Genomic DNA, 14271 nt, shown 5'->3' with positions numbered 1-14271 from the left:
AATGAAACGATTCATCGAGACCCTAAAGAATATTTATAAGATTGAAGACTTAAGGTTCAGAATTGGAACAACGCTGTTCTTCCTGTTAATTTACAGGCTAGGCTCCTTTGTTTCGTTGCCCGGAATTGATCCGGCTCAGTTAGAAAATCTGCAGCATCAAACTTCAGATGGCTTGCTGGGCTTAATCAACATGTTCTCGGGAGGTGCCTTTGCACAGGCTTCAGTTTTTGCTTTGGGTATTATGCCATATATTTCTGCCTCAATCGTTATCCAGTTACTGGGTATCGCCGTTCCCTATTTCCAGAGGTTGCAGAAAGAGGGAGAGTCAGGAAGGAGGAAAATCAATCAGATTACACGCTATTTAACCGTGTTGATTCTGATTCCTCAGGCATCGGCGTATCTTACCAATCTTCACATGCAGTTGCCCGACACGGCTTTCGCAATGAAAGGGCTTTGGTTTAATGCCCCATCCATTGTGATTCTTACAGCGGGTTCGATGTTTGTTCTTTGGTTAGGCGAACGCATTACCGATAAAGGTATTGGTAATGGTATTTCGCTGATCATTATGATTGGTATTATTGCGCGGTTGCCGATGGCCGTTGTGCAAGAATTTACACAACGTTTTACCGGTGGCGGTTTAGTAATGTTCCTGGTAGAGTTTGTTATCCTGTTTATTGTATTCATGGCATCTATCGCGCTGGTTCAGGGAACCCGCAGGATTCCGGTTCAATACGCTAAACGGATTGTAGGTAACAAACAATACGGTGGTGTACGTCAGTACATTCCATTAAAAGTTAATGCTGCAGGTGTTATGCCTATCATTTTTGCTCAGGCAATCATGATGGTGCCGATCACCATTGTTGGCGTTGCTAACTCTGAAAATCTGCGTGGTGTCGCGGCTGCGTTATCAAACATCACAGGGTTTTGGTACAATTTTATTCAATTTTTATTAGTGGTAGCTTTTACGTATTTTTACACCGCTATTACTATTAACCCTACCCAAATGGCCGAGGATATGAAGAAAAACGGCGGGTTTATTCCGGGTGTTAAACCAGGTAAGAAAACCGTTGAATTCTTGGATACAGTGATGAGTAGGATTACATTGCCGGGATCTATTTTCCTGGGATTTGTAACTATTCTTCCAGCTTTTGCCATGATGATGGGAATCAGCCAGCAGTTCGCCTATTTTTACGGCGGAACTTCGTTGTTGATTTTGGTAGGTGTTGTACTGGATACCTTACAGCAGATTGAAAGTCACCTGTTGATGCGTCACTACGACGGACTGATGAAATCAGGACGTATTAAGGGCCGTCCGGGGATGGGAATGTAAAAACAGTAATGAGAGTTAGAAAAGAACTTTAACCAAAAATTTGTAATTAGGATTTTTTATGGCAAAACAATCTTCCATAGAACAAGATGGAACAATTATAGAAGCATTGTCGAACGCGATGTTTCGCGTTGAACTTGAAAATGGCCACGTAATAACGGGGCATATTTCAGGAAAAATGAGAATGCATTATATTAAAATTTTGCCCGGGGATAAAGTGAAAGTCGAAATGTCTCCTTACGATCTGACAAAAGGCAGAATAACATTCAGATATAAAAATTAGAGTGTATATTAGTTGAAACGAGTCACGTCCGCGTAAAAACGGAGAGGTGAGTTATCCCGTCAGAAATGTGCGGGACATCAGATACCTAAAAATTTAAAACAACAATTAAAATGAAAACTCGTGTTTCAGTAAAAAAACGTAGCGACGACTGCAAAATTATCCGCAGGAAAGGACGTTTGTATGTGATTAATAAAAAGAACCCGAAGTTTAAACAACGTCAAGGGTAAATTAATCTGTAAAAATTAAATTTATGGCACGTATTGTAGGTGTTGATATTCCAAATAATAAAAGAGGTGAGGTTGCCCTTACCTATATTTATGGTATTGGCCGTAGCAGGGCAAGTCTGATTCTTGAAGAAGCCGGAGTGGATAAAGACATGAAGGTACAGGAATGGAACGATGATCAGCTGGCTGCTATTCGTACAGTTATTGGCAATAGCTTCAAAGTAGAGGGAGAATTGCGTTCTGAGATCCAGATGAACATCAAACGTTTGATGGACATCGGTTGTTACCGCGGTATTCGTCACCGTATCGGTTTACCGGTACGCGGACAGAGCACCAAGAACAACGCTCGTACCCGCAAAGGAAAGCGTAAAACTGTTGCGAACAAAAAAATGGCCACTAAATAAGGAATTTGAGTTATGGCAAAAAAAACAGGAACAAGTAGAAAGAGAACGGTGGTGGTTGAAGCCAATGGTATGGCTCATGTCCACTCGTCTTTCAACAATATCATTGTTACGCTGACTAATATGAACGGGGAAGTTATTTCCTGGTCGTCAGCTGGTAAAAAAGGATTCCGTGGTTCTAAAAAGAACACTCCCTATGCAGCTCAGGTTGCTTCTGAAGAGTGTGCAAAAACTGCTTATGACCTTGGACTTCGTAAAGTTAAGGTGTTCGTTAAAGGACCTGGTAACGGTCGTGAATCTGCTATCCGTGCACTGGCTACTATAGGTATCCAGGTAACCGAGATTGTAGATGTTACACCGCTTCCACACAATGGTTGCAGGCCTCCTAAAAGACGTAGAGTTTAATTTTAAAACGAAAAGGAAATGGCAAGATATAGAGGACCAAAATCTAAAATCGCCCGTAAATTCGGCGAACCAATCTTCGGACCGGATAAAGTTTTTGAGCACAAAAACTATCCTCCCGGAATGCATGGTTTGGCTGCAAAAAGAAGAAAAACTTCTGAATACGGCTTACAGTTAAAGGAAAAACAAAAAGCAAAATATACCTATGGTATACTGGAAAGACAGTTCCGCTCTTTGTTCAAAAAAGCACAAGCTTCTAAAGGTGTAACCGGTGAAGTATTGCTGCAGTTACTTGAATCAAGATTGGATAACGTTGTTTTCCGTATGGGTATTGCAAAAACAAGAGCTGCTGCTCGTCAGTTTGTTTCGCACCGACACATAACTGTAAACGGAAACGTAGTAAACATTCCATCTTATTTGGTTAAACCGGGCGACGTTATTGGTGTCCGTGAAAAATCAAAATCGTTGGAAGCAATTACTGACTCATTGCATTCGCGTAGAAGTTCACAATACGAATGGTTGGAGTGGGATGGAGAAAAATTGGCCGGTAAATTTCTGAACCGTCCGGAACGCGAAGAAATTCCAGAAAACATCAAAGAACAACTGATCGTAGAGTTGTATTCAAAATAATAAATTTTACTAAAGTTATTATGGCAATATTAGCATTCCAGAAGCCTGACAAGGTGATAATGTTAGAGTCCGACGACAAAGTCGGCAAATTCGAGTTTCGTCCCTTAGAACCTGGGTACGGTATTACGGTAGGTAATGCGCTGCGTCGAATCCTTTTATCGTCGTTGGAAGGCTATGCAATTACAACTGTTAAAATTGAAGGTGTTGACCATGAGTTTTCTACGATTAAAGGAGTTATTGAAGATGTAACTGAGATTATCCTTAATCTGAAACAGGTTCGTTTTAAAAACGAAGTAGAAGACTTTGACAGTGAAAAAGTTTCTATATCGGTTACCGGACAGGAACAACTTACTGCAGGCGACATCAACAAATTTATGACTGGTTTCCGTGTGTTAAACCCGGGACTTGTAATTTGCAGAATGGAACCTGATGTAAAAATCCAGATGGAGATAACCATTAACAAAGGTCGTGGTTATGTTCCCGGGGTGGAAAACAAACCGGTGGAAGAAGAATTTGGATTGATTCCGATCGATTCAATTTTCACACCGATTAAAAACGTGAAATACGCTGTTGAAAACTACCGTGTTGAACAAAAAACCGACTATGAAAAGCTGGTTTTAGACATCGCTACCGACGGTTCTATCCACCCAAAAGACGCATTAAAAGAAGCAGCTAAAATTCTGATTTATCACTTCATGCTTTTCTCAGACGAAAAGATCACTCTTGACACGGATGAGAAATTTGCAAACGAAGAGTTTGATGAAGAAGTACTGCACATGCGTCAGTTGCTGAAAACTAAACTTGTTGATATGGATCTTTCAGTTCGTGCATTGAACTGTTTGAAAGCTGCCGATGTTGATACATTAGGCGACCTGGTTACCTATAACCGCAACGACTTGTTGAAATTCAGAAACTTCGGAAAGAAATCGTTAACGGAATTGGATGACCTCCTGGATAACATGGGTCTGAACTTTGGAATGGATATTTCCAAGTATAAACTTGATAAGGAGTAACAAGCAATGAGACATAATAAGAAATTTAATCATTTAGGCCGTAAATCAGCACATCGTAAAGCGATGTTGGCAAACATGGCTAGTTCTCTTATCGAGCATAAGAGAATTACAACTACTGTTGCAAAAGCGAAAGCTTTGCGTATGTATGTTGAGCCATTGATTACCAAAGCAAAAGACGACACAACTCATTCTCGCAGGGTAGTATTTAGCTATCTGCAGAGTAAGGAAGCCGTTACTGAATTATTCAGAGAAGTAGCTGCTAAAGTTGCCGATCGTCCTGGAGGTTATACCCGAATCCTGAAAACAGGAAACCGCATAGGTGATAACGCTGAAATGTGTATCATGGAGTTGGTTGATTTCAACGAACTGATGATGGCTGGTAAAGAAGAAGCAGGAAAAGGTAAAAAACGTCGTTCGCGTCGGAGTGGAAGCAAAAAAGCGGAAACTACTGTTCCTGTAGCTGAAACTAAAGTTGAAACACCCAAAGCAAAGGTAGCTGAAACACCAGTTGTTGAGGAACCAAAAGCAGAGGAAAGCGCAGACTCAGCTGAAGAAAAGAAAGAAGAATAGAGTATTTCTTGAACAATACAGAAGACCGGTTTGTCGTTTGACAAGCCGGTTTTTTTTTGTTCTGGATGAACAAAGTCATCGTCATTTTCTTTATTTAACTAAAATGGAAATACAATATATCAACGCTCGTTATATCTTTACACTTAAGTTTTAATACCTCAAAATTGAAATACATATGAAAACAATGAATTATTTCCTGATTTTTTTATTGTGCGGCACGTTAATGTTCGCCGGCTGTTCAGGAACAAAATGGGCAGAGAGAAGTAACACCACAAAAGGCGGAGTTCTGGGCGGAACCGGAGGCGCTGCTTTGGGTGCTGCTATTGGAGCCATTGCCGGAAAAGGAAAGGGTGCTGCGATAGGTGCTGCCGTAGGCGGTGCAGTAGGTGCCGGTGCCGGTGTTCTTATCGGAAAAAAAATGGATAAGCAACAAGCCGAATTGGAAGCCATTGAAGGAGCACAGGTGGAATCAGTAACCGATGCAAATAACCTGCAAGCCATTAAAGTAACCTTTGATAGCGGTATTTTATTTGCAACCGGAAAAAGTTTGCTGAGCGAAACATCGAAACAAGCGCTTACTAAATTTGCCGCTTCTTTGGTGTCGAATCCGCAAACCGATGTAACCATTTACGGTCATACTGACAACACAGGTTCACGCGAGATTAATGAGAAACTATCGAATGAACGTGCAGAATCGGTATCGAAATTCCTGATTGGTAAAGGCGTAAGCGGAAGTCGTTTGACAACCGAAGGAAAAGCCTACGACGAACCCGTTGCCGACAACTCTACAGCAGCAGGCAGAGCCCAAAATCGTCGTGTTGAAATTTATATTACGGCCAACGAACAAATGATTCAGCAGGCAGAACAAGGAAATTTGAACTAGCAGATTGTTATATCAAATACACGAATCCCGGGTGAATCATCCGGGATTTTTTTGTTTCCATTTATTAGACACACGCATCGGGCATTTAAAACTGCATCGTGGGAATTAAGGATGTAAGGGGAGCTTTTCTTTTTGAGCTTTGGCGTAAGAGGATAAATTATTATTCAATGTGAAGGTAACAATGTTCGCGTTTCTCAATTCCAATTAATTCTGTTAATTTTAAATCACTTAAATCAAGTAAACCATAACGTATGACTCAGAAAAATCATTCCATTTCACGGAGGAATTTTATTCGGGCCACTGCTGCCGGAGCTACTGCCCTGGCCTTTGCTCCGCTGGCTGCATGCAGTCCTGTCGATTCGGGATCGACCTTTGGTGGTGTTCACATTGGAGTAATCACCTATAGTTGGCGAAGCATGCCAAGCACTGCGCAGGATATTATCAACTACTGTAAACAGGGCAATATTACTTCGCTGGAGTTAATGGGCCCTGTAGCGGAAGAATTTGCCGGCCTGCCTCCAGGTCCTCCAATCCCGCCGAGGAAAGATGGACAAACCGAAGAAGAAGAGGCCGCTGCTGCGGAAGCTTACCTGCTAGCTCGCCAGGAAGCTGCCGAAAAGCAAAAAGAATGGCGGACATCGTGTGACTTTGAAAAGTACAAAGAGTTGAAGAAGATGTTCGACGAGGCAGGTATTCATATCCATACCGTAAAATTCTCTCCTGCCAATTGGAGCGACGAAGAAACCGATTATGCGTTTAAAGCTGCTAAAGTATTGGGTGCCGGCGCTGTTACCAACGAGATTGGCGACCAAGCTTGCAGAAGATTAGGAAAGTTTGCCGAAAAACACGGTATGGTCGCTGCTTATCACAACCATTCTCAGCCGGGAGAACAACCCGGTTTTAACTTCGAAGATTTTCTGGCGCATTCACCGGCGAATAAATTGAATCTGGACGTGGGCCACTATTTCGGTTCAACCGGGAAACATCCTAACGAGCTTATCGAAAAATTGCACGACCGGATTTACAGCATTCATTTAAAAGATAAAACAGCTAAAAATGCGGAACCTTCGAACACCAATCGTCCGTGGGGAGAAGGCGATACGCCGCTGGCAGATATTCTGGGACTGATCAAAAAGAATAAATGGCCTATTTATGCCGATATTGAGCTGGAATATAAAATTCCGGAGGGCTCTGATGCACAGCAAGAAATTATAAAATGTGTTGAATATTGTAAGAATATTTTGGTTTAAAAGCCATCATCGGTCATTTGTCACTGGTCATTTGGAATTTTCAACTAATGATCAGTGACCGATGGCTAATGACAAAGGACTAAAACCGTTTTCCCCACCATTTTCTTAAACGCTCCAGGATTTTCACTTCCGAGGCATTTTGTTGCGGATGATAAAAACGTTCCGATTTAACTTCTTTGGGCAAAAAGTCCTGCTCTACAAAATTGCCATCGTAGGCATGAGCGTATTTGTAATCTTTCCCGTAACCAATTTCCTTCATCAACTTGGTTGGTGCGTTTCGAATATGTAGCGGCACCGCGAGGTTCCCTGTTCTTCTGACTGTCGCAATAGCCGCATCAATGGCTTCGTAGGCCGAATTGCTTTTGGGCGAAGTAGCCAGGTATATCACGCATTCCGAAAGGATAATCCGGGCCTCCGGATTCCCTATCTTGTGAACCGCATCAAAAGTGCTTTGTGCCAGCAACAGGGCATTGGGATTGGCAAGTCCTACATCTTCAGCTGAAAGTATCAGCAAACGACGGGCGATAAATTTTATGTCCTCGCCACCTTCGAGCATCCGGGCCAGCCAGTACACCGCGGCATCGGGATCGCCTCCCCTGATGCTTTTTATAAAGGCTGAAATAATGTCGTAATGCATTTCTCCCTGCTTGTCGTAAATCGCCAGGTTCTTTTGCAAACGGTCAGTTACTTTTTTATCGGTGATTGTAATATCGTTGCCTTCTTCTCCCATCACCACCAGTTCCAGAACATTCAACAGTTTCCGGGCATCTCCTCCCGAGAAACGCAACATCGCCTGATCTTCTTCCAGCGTGATCTTTTTTTCTTTCAGAACACTGTCTTTTTTTATTGCCTGCGCGATAATATTCAGAAGCGCTTCCTTATCAAGGTGATTCAGAATGTACACCTGACAACGCGAAAGCAGGGGAGAAATGACCTCGAACGAGGGATTTTCGGTGGTTGCACCCACCAGTGTAATGGTTCCGTCTTCAACTGCGCCTAAAAGTGAATCCTGCTGTGACTTGCTAAAACGGTGGATCTCGTCGATAAACAGGATCGGATTAGGGCGGCTAAAAAATTGTTGTTTTTTTGCTTTCTCAATCACCTCCCGAATGTCTTTTACGCCCGAGTTGATCGCACTTAAAGTGAAAAACGGACGATCGAGTGTATTGGCAATAATGCGTGCCAGGGTTGTTTTTCCAACTCCGGGAGGTCCCCACAAAATCAGTGAAGTAATGTTCCCGGATTCAATCATCTTTCGCAAAACCGCACCTTTCCCCACTAAATGCTCCTGCCCGATGTAATCGTCGAGCGTGCGCGGGCGAAGGCGTTCTGCAAGTGGTTGATTGCTCATTGTTCCGGATTTTTTACAGTCGGAAGACTTTGTTGAGGCACAAAAATAAGCAATTTATTCGACGATGATGTCGTACTTGTGTAAAAGCCCGATCACGTTTTGATGAGAGAAACGGGCATTGTAAATTTCATTTTTTTCGGGATCGATCGAAAACTGATAGGCAGTTGATAAATCGGCATATTCAAGATTGGTATTCTCAAAAATAGCACCGATCAGGTCGCAATCAGCAAAGACAGCTTCTGTAAGATCTGCTTCTGAAAAATCTGCTTCTTCGAGTTTACAGGCGGTAAACCTTGTTTTTTTCAGCTTCAGTTTATAAAAAATCGAAAAGCTGAGGTTGCAGTGATCGAATTTCATGTTAAGCAGGAAAGGATTACACTCGTCGAATGCCAGTCCGATCAGCTTGCAATTTTTAAACTCCACATTCTGAAAAGCAGTGTTTCGGATGGTAGCCATGCCCAGATCACAGGTGTCAAAAGTGCAATCCACGAACATTGTTCCTTCGAGGTTGACTTCGGCAAAATTACAATTGATGAATTGGCAGCCTTCAAATTCAGTCCCTTTAACATCCAGATCGCTGAATTTTTCATTTTTAAAGGTTTTTCCTTCGGTAAACTTTCCCATGCTTCATAATTTTCATACAAAATTAACCGAATAGATGAGAAAGCTACTGTACAAGTATTTTTATGGTTTGCTCGTTTTGTTGCGATTTTACCTGTACAAAATATATTCCCGAACGGATCGGCGCCATAAATGTGTTTTCCGGTGCCAAGTCCGGATTGGAATACATTTTTCGCCCGGTAATATCATAGAAGGAAATTTCAGTTGATCCAATGTAATTGTTTAACCTTACCGTCAGTTGTTCACCTCTCAGCACCGGATTGGGGTATACAGAAGCTTCAAATTTATTTTCAACAGGCGCAGGAATATCTGTAACCAGGCTCTTATCTGTTTTGTAGATCTTTTCGTCATATTTTTGGATCATAAAAATTCTTCCGTCTGGGGTTTCTACAAAAAACTGCTCCGTTCTTACGTTTAAAGTATCAGTGCCGAGTCCGTAGTCCAAAATTTTCCAATTTTTTCCATCATTTGAAAAGCAAGTGCCACCGTTAGAAATGTACCCGTTTATTGAACTGTACCAATCGCCATTTTGTGAGATATATCTGTTGTTAATCGGGTCATCTTCCCACCAATGAGCGTGTTCACCCATTTGCATTACGTTCCATGGACTAGTGTTTGAAACATCGTTAATACTTTTACTTAGATTTAAACCTATATAAAAGTTAGTTGAAACTCCATTAAAACTGAGGTAAATGCTGTCATTTTCAAGAACTGATAATCCGGTCGCCTTAACTATTTTGATTGGATTGGGTAGATTATCTACATTGATGGTTATTTTTTGCCACATCAAAGCACTGGTTTCAGAAATATATAGACCACCGGCACCGGTGCTGTTTATGTCTGAAATGATGAGATAAATCCGGTCATTTTTATCAACAGCGACCTTGGTACAACCAGGGTTGGAGTTAAGCCCGTTGTTACGTTTTCCCCAAGAGACTCCATTGTCGCCTGAGAAAAAGATTCCGTCTCCCTTTTCTTCTACTCCGGTAATCGCAAATAATTCTCCGTAACTATTCTCCGCAAATTGAGTTACCGGGTAAATAGAGTTGATCGCAATAGAATCCCAGGTGACTCCGGTGTCATCCGAAAAGAATATTTTACCTTTTCCTCCGGCAAATACTCTTCCGTTGTTTGAGGCGTAAACCGTGAATAGTTCCGAACAGTCCAATCCTTTTTCAAGGCTGTTGCATTCATCGGTACTTCGTAATACCGAATTACGGGTACTTACTATAATCACTGAATCGTTCGAAATGGTTATACCGGTTTTGGGGCCACCCCAAAATTCATTGGTGGTCAGCCAGAACTGTTGCCCTCTTCCTGAATAAAAGAAAATCAGGAGCAGTAGTAATAAAAAGAGTTTAATTGTTTTCATGTGGGTGCTTTGAATTAACGTTTAATGCTAGTGTAGATGCTGTTGAAAATTAAAAGGTTGCGTGCCTTGATAATAATTTTAGAGCGCCTAAAGATCATTTGCGAGAAGACGTTGAAAAGAGGTAAAAGTTACAACCCGTAATTTTTAAAAATCCACGATTCCGCCTGAGAGATTGTTTCACATAGGATAGTTGTGACCTTATTGTTGCTTCGCTTTTTTAATTCGACCGACGAAAATTTGGAAAACATATCGGGCGAAAGGATACTGATATTGTAACGTAATCCAAATTCATAATTAAGCGGGAAAAAGTAGTTGTTAATCCAATCTACCAACCCGGCCCAGGCGCCTTCCAGTTCCTTGGTATCGTGTACATGAAACTTGCAGTTTCTTTTCGAACCTTCTCTTTTTTGCCACTCATACATACGCATCGAAGCTGTTTTAACTTCTTCCTCGGTACATGGCCCCACCCATTTCATCAGCAGGTAGTTCTTTTGAGGCTCGTAACTTATTTTCGCGTACAACTCTCCTGAAGCATTTCTGATAAGGTCAACAACTATCATTTGAAATCATAAATATTTACTGAATAAAAAATACTTAATTTTCCATTACCTCTGGCAATACGAAGTGCACATTATGAGCACGAGCATGTTGAAATGCTTTTGAAACATCCATTTTTGTGAAATCTGGAACTTTGTTTAAGTCAGGAAGAGGAGTATTTTCCTCCACAGTTGTTCCGATTACCCTGAAATAATCCATCAGGTTCCCGGGGCTTAGAATTACAACCATCTTCCCCGGTGTTTGTCCCACATTTTTAAATGTATGAACGGCATTTGACGGAACATGGAGCACACTGCCCTGATGTGCTTTGAAAGGATTCTGAATATCGTTCAGAATAAATTCGAACGAGCCTTCCACAATGTAAAATATTTCTTCGTCGGGGTGGGTGTGTGGTGGTGGCCCTCCAAGCGGCGGAACGTTTTCTTCAAATACGGCATACTCGTTTCCAGTTTCATGGTTGCTCACTAAAACCTTGATAAGATCGGTCAGTACGATCATTTCTTCGTTCTTTTTTTCTGTTTTCATCGTTGTCATTTTTTTGTTTTCTGAATCTTTAGTTTAAATCCGAAGACACATGAATCTTTCGAAAACAAAGAAACGAGGGATAAAGCAGAATCAACTTGATTCAAATCAAGAACGTTAAACCAGGAAACGAGAGCGGTATCGACTGAGGGTTTCGGGAGTGATGTTTAAATAGCTCGCCACGTACTGAAGCGGGATGCGTTTAAAGATTTTCGGATGTTCTTCGAGCAGGTTTTTGAAGCGTAATTCGGGAGAAAATTTAAGGAGTGCTTCTTCGCGTTTCTCGGTTCGGATAAAGTGTTCCTGGATAATGAAATCGGAAAGCTGTTTCAACGACGGATGCTTTTCGATGAGATCATTTATATCTTTTTTACTGAACGCAATGACTTCACTGTTTTCGATAGCAACAATGTTTACAATCGACGGCATTTCAGAAAGAAAACTGGCAAACGATCCGACCACCGAATTTTCAAAGAAAAAATCGTTACAGGCTTCACGATCGGGAGAATTATAGAAAAGACGCATGCTTCCTTTTTCAATAAAACCGATGGAACTGCAAACTTCGCCTTCTGTCAGAAAGAATTCATTTTTCTGAAGATGGAGGATACGGGCACAATTTTTAAGCGCTTCGAATGTTTCCTCTGTCAAAGGAAATATTTTATGAATATTGTAGAAGATTCTTTTCATTCAAAGGTCTTCATTGTTCGCTTACGTTGTATCACGAGAAACTCACGTTTATTCCGGTCGTTAAACTTAATTACAGTAACGCTTAATGATATTGTAGGCGCCTTCAATTCCCAATTCACCTGCGCGACTTAAATCGATCGCTCCGCCTTCTACATCATCCAGGAAAATTTTGGTAAGCCCACGGTTAAAATAAGCTTCTGCAAATTTGGGTTCAAGTCTGATAGCCTGGTTGAGGTCTTCAACGGCACTTTTGTATTCTCCGAGCCGAAGTTTTATGTAAGCACGGTTGTAGTAACCAAAAAAGAACTGAGGTTTCAGGAACAGTGTGATTTCGTAATCATCCAGAATTTGCCGGTAATCCAGATTAACATCGTCGTCCTCTGCTTTGGTTCCGGATTTGTTTAACGACAGTGAAACATTTCCCTGGCCGTCGCCAACCAACTCCATTTGCTCGTGCATTTTGTAACGGCTGTTTGCCCTGCAGAAATACGACAGGGCCAGTTTATCATCAACCCGGATGGCTTTGTCGAGGTCTTCAATGGCTGTAGAATATTTTCCTGTCAGGCTGTAAAATATACCTCTGCTCAAATGGTTGCTGGCATTATCCTGAATGGCAATCTTTTCGTTAAAGTAAAGGATGAAGTTTTCGAAAATGGCTTTGTATGCATCAACCGGTTTATTGGTAATCGACAAAATCGGGTTGTAATTGTTGGTGACGTTCAAATCGTCGATGGCCACATTGTAGTACTGGAACCGCGCGTAATCCACTGCATTTTTCTCAAATGCCGAGATAATAAACAGCGGTTGAAGATCAATAACAATGTCTTTATCCTGTAGGCGAATGTCTTCATCTTCCTGCATTTGTTTGGCTCCTTCCGGGATTTCACGTGTCTCTTCCACAATCAAATCCATGCGTGAATGCCGGCGCTTCCGTTCTGCCTCTTTTTCTTCCTCTTCGCGGGCATCCTTTTGTTGTTGGGCAGCAGCGTAATCAACTGCCTGGTTGTTTTGAGAATTGGCCTGTGCCGTTTGATCGGCAGCACCTTTTTGCTGATCGTCCTGTTTGTCCTCTTTTTGATTATTTCCCTGCTGTTGCTGCGAATTCCCTTTTTGCTGTTGCTGCTGTTGCTGAGCCAGTTGTTCGGAATTGATCCGTCGGTTACTCAAGTCGAACTGCGGATTGAGCTGGCCTGCAATCTGGTAATCGGTGTTATATCCCGGGCGGCCCAGAATTTCCTTGGCCATCGCCCGGTTGAAATAGGCACTTGCCATTTCCGGATTAAGCTGAATCGCCATATCGTAGTCCATGATCGCACTGGCATAATCTTCCAGTTTGTGTTTTACAATACCGCGGTTGTTGAAAGCCAGAGCATTCGAAGCATCAAAGCGGATACTTTGATCGTAGTCGCGCAGTGCCGAGGCATAATCGTTCAGTTCGAAACGAGCCAATCCCCGGTTTAAATAGGCGGCTGCGTAGTGTGGCCGGATAATGATCACCTGGTTCAAATCTTTGATGGCGCCTGTAATATCACCACTTACAATTTTGGCATTACTTCGGGCCATCAGCGAGTGAGTCGATTTCGGATTGATCTCCAGGGCACGGTCATAATCGGCAATTGCGCCTTTCACGTCGCGCAGTGCCAGTTTGGCTATCCCCCGGTTGTTGTAAATGGCTTCGTCGTCGGGATCAAATTCCAGTGCCCGGTTATAATCTTCAATGGCTTTGTCGTAGCGCTGCAAATTGTGGTAAGCCATTCCCCGGTTGTTGTATGCCATCGGGTAATACGGCTTAATTTCTATCGCTTTGTTATAATCTTCAATGGCGCCCCGGTAGTCTTCCAGCGAGTGCTTGGCAATCCCACGGTACAAATAGGCTTCTGCCAGGTAGGGTTTGAATTCAATAACAATGTTGAAATATTCGATTGCCCCGGTGTAATTGCCGATCGAAATTCGGGTTTTTCCTACGCGGATAAAATGGTCGATATTGAGTTGTGCTCCAGCCAGAAAAGTAAAAGCTGTAAGCATAAAAAATAAGATCGTAAGTTTCTTCATCGCTTCAAAGTACAAGGTGTTGAGTAGTTAGTATTGAGATGGTAAAACTGAGTGTAAACGTCAAGATTTATCGTCCCTCTGTAGGTTGATTCTTTTATTCCTTTTTCGTTTCTCAATACTCATTT

16 protein-coding genes and 1 pseudogene are annotated in these 14271 nt (G+C 42.1%); 10 read left to right on the top strand and 7 right to left on the bottom strand.

Annotated elements, in window-relative coordinates:
* Window position 1 precedes the first annotated feature (1 nt).
* The 10 genes and pseudogenes from secY to MR764_RS10650 all read left to right on the top strand — a co-directional run bounded on the left by secY (window position 2) and on the right by MR764_RS10650 (window position 6983).
* Window positions 2-1330, top strand: a complete 1329-nt coding sequence (secY, locus tag MR764_RS10695; RefSeq protein ID WP_247979408.1) for a preprotein translocase subunit SecY — start codon at window positions 2-4, stop codon at window positions 1328-1330.
* A gap of 58 nt (window positions 1331-1388) precedes the next feature.
* Window positions 1389-1610, top strand: a complete 222-nt coding sequence (infA, locus tag MR764_RS10690) for a translation initiation factor IF-1 (RefSeq protein ID WP_247979407.1) — start codon at window positions 1389-1391, stop codon at window positions 1608-1610.
* A 104-nt stretch (window positions 1611-1714) separates the two neighbouring features.
* Window positions 1715-1837 carry a 50S ribosomal protein L36 gene (gene rpmJ, locus MR764_RS10685; RefSeq protein ID WP_247979512.1) on the top strand — a complete coding sequence of 41 codons (123 nt, stop codon included), beginning with the start codon at window positions 1715-1717 and terminating at the stop codon, window positions 1835-1837.
* A 23-nt stretch (window positions 1838-1860) separates the two neighbouring features.
* Window positions 1861-2238, top strand: coding sequence for a 30S ribosomal protein S13 (gene rpsM / locus MR764_RS10680; protein ID WP_247979406.1), 378 nt, complete (start codon window positions 1861-1863; stop codon window positions 2236-2238).
* 12 nt (window positions 2239-2250) lie between these two features.
* Window positions 2251-2640, top strand: a complete 390-nt coding sequence (gene rpsK / locus MR764_RS10675; protein ID WP_247979405.1) for a 30S ribosomal protein S11 — start codon at window positions 2251-2253, stop codon at window positions 2638-2640.
* An 18-nt stretch (window positions 2641-2658) separates the two neighbouring features.
* Window positions 2659-3267 (top strand): 30S ribosomal protein S4, encoded by a 609-nt coding sequence (rpsD, locus tag MR764_RS10670; RefSeq protein ID WP_247979404.1) that lies wholly within the window; start codon window positions 2659-2661, stop codon window positions 3265-3267.
* Window positions 3268-3287: 20 nt separating this feature from the next.
* Window positions 3288-4280: a DNA-directed RNA polymerase subunit alpha gene (locus MR764_RS10665; protein ID WP_247979403.1), complete on the top strand. Its 993-nt coding sequence runs from the start codon at window positions 3288-3290 to the stop codon at window positions 4278-4280.
* Window positions 4281-4286: 6 nt separating this feature from the next.
* Window positions 4287-4637: pseudogene (gene rplQ, locus MR764_RS10660) on the top strand (50S ribosomal protein L17); the annotation flags it as partial.
* 388 nt (window positions 4638-5025) lie between these two features.
* Window positions 5026-5733: an OmpA family protein gene (locus MR764_RS10655; protein WP_247979402.1), complete on the top strand. Its 708-nt coding sequence runs from the start codon at window positions 5026-5028 to the stop codon at window positions 5731-5733.
* A gap of 251 nt (window positions 5734-5984) precedes the next feature.
* Window positions 5985-6983, top strand: a complete 999-nt coding sequence (locus MR764_RS10650) for a TIM barrel protein (RefSeq protein ID WP_247979401.1) — start codon at window positions 5985-5987, stop codon at window positions 6981-6983.
* Between the two features lie 79 nt (window positions 6984-7062).
* Here MR764_RS10650 and MR764_RS10645 read toward each other — a convergent pair whose 3' ends face one another.
* The 7 genes from MR764_RS10645 to MR764_RS10615 all read right to left on the bottom strand — a co-directional run bounded on the left by MR764_RS10645 (window position 7063) and on the right by MR764_RS10615 (window position 14146).
* On the bottom strand, window positions 7063-8334 hold the full coding sequence (locus MR764_RS10645) for a replication-associated recombination protein A (protein ID WP_247979400.1): 1272 nt from the start codon (window positions 8332-8334) through the stop codon (window positions 7063-7065).
* A gap of 54 nt (window positions 8335-8388) precedes the next feature.
* A complete protein-coding gene (locus MR764_RS10640) occupies window positions 8389-8958 on the bottom strand; it encodes a pentapeptide repeat-containing protein (protein WP_247979399.1) in 570 nt (189 codons plus the stop codon).
* Window positions 8959-9001: 43 nt separating this feature from the next.
* On the bottom strand, window positions 9002-10327 hold the full coding sequence (locus tag MR764_RS10635) for a T9SS type A sorting domain-containing protein (protein WP_247979398.1): 1326 nt from the start codon (window positions 10325-10327) through the stop codon (window positions 9002-9004).
* A gap of 128 nt (window positions 10328-10455) precedes the next feature.
* Window positions 10456-10887, bottom strand: a complete 432-nt coding sequence (locus MR764_RS10630) for a hypothetical protein (protein WP_247979397.1) — start codon at window positions 10885-10887, stop codon at window positions 10456-10458.
* A gap of 34 nt (window positions 10888-10921) precedes the next feature.
* Window positions 10922-11410: a cupin domain-containing protein gene (locus MR764_RS10625; RefSeq protein ID WP_247979396.1), complete on the bottom strand. Its 489-nt coding sequence runs from the start codon at window positions 11408-11410 to the stop codon at window positions 10922-10924.
* Window positions 11411-11524: 114 nt separating this feature from the next.
* The gene (locus MR764_RS10620) at window positions 11525-12094 is read right to left on the bottom strand and encodes a Crp/Fnr family transcriptional regulator (protein ID WP_247979395.1); all 570 of its coding nucleotides are present in this window, start codon (window positions 12092-12094) and stop codon (window positions 11525-11527) included.
* A gap of 66 nt (window positions 12095-12160) precedes the next feature.
* Window positions 12161-14146 carry a tetratricopeptide repeat protein gene (locus MR764_RS10615; RefSeq protein WP_247979394.1) on the bottom strand — a complete coding sequence of 662 codons (1986 nt, stop codon included), beginning with the start codon at window positions 14144-14146 and terminating at the stop codon, window positions 12161-12163.
* Between the last annotated feature and the right edge of the window lie 125 nt (window positions 14147-14271).

This window comes from Maribellus sp. YY47 (genome assembly GCF_023111095.1).
Lineage (GTDB): Bacteria > Bacteroidota > Bacteroidia > Bacteroidales > Prolixibacteraceae > Draconibacterium.
The sequence above is the reverse complement of the archived record's forward strand: the minus strand, read 5'-3'. Positions and strand labels throughout refer to the sequence as shown.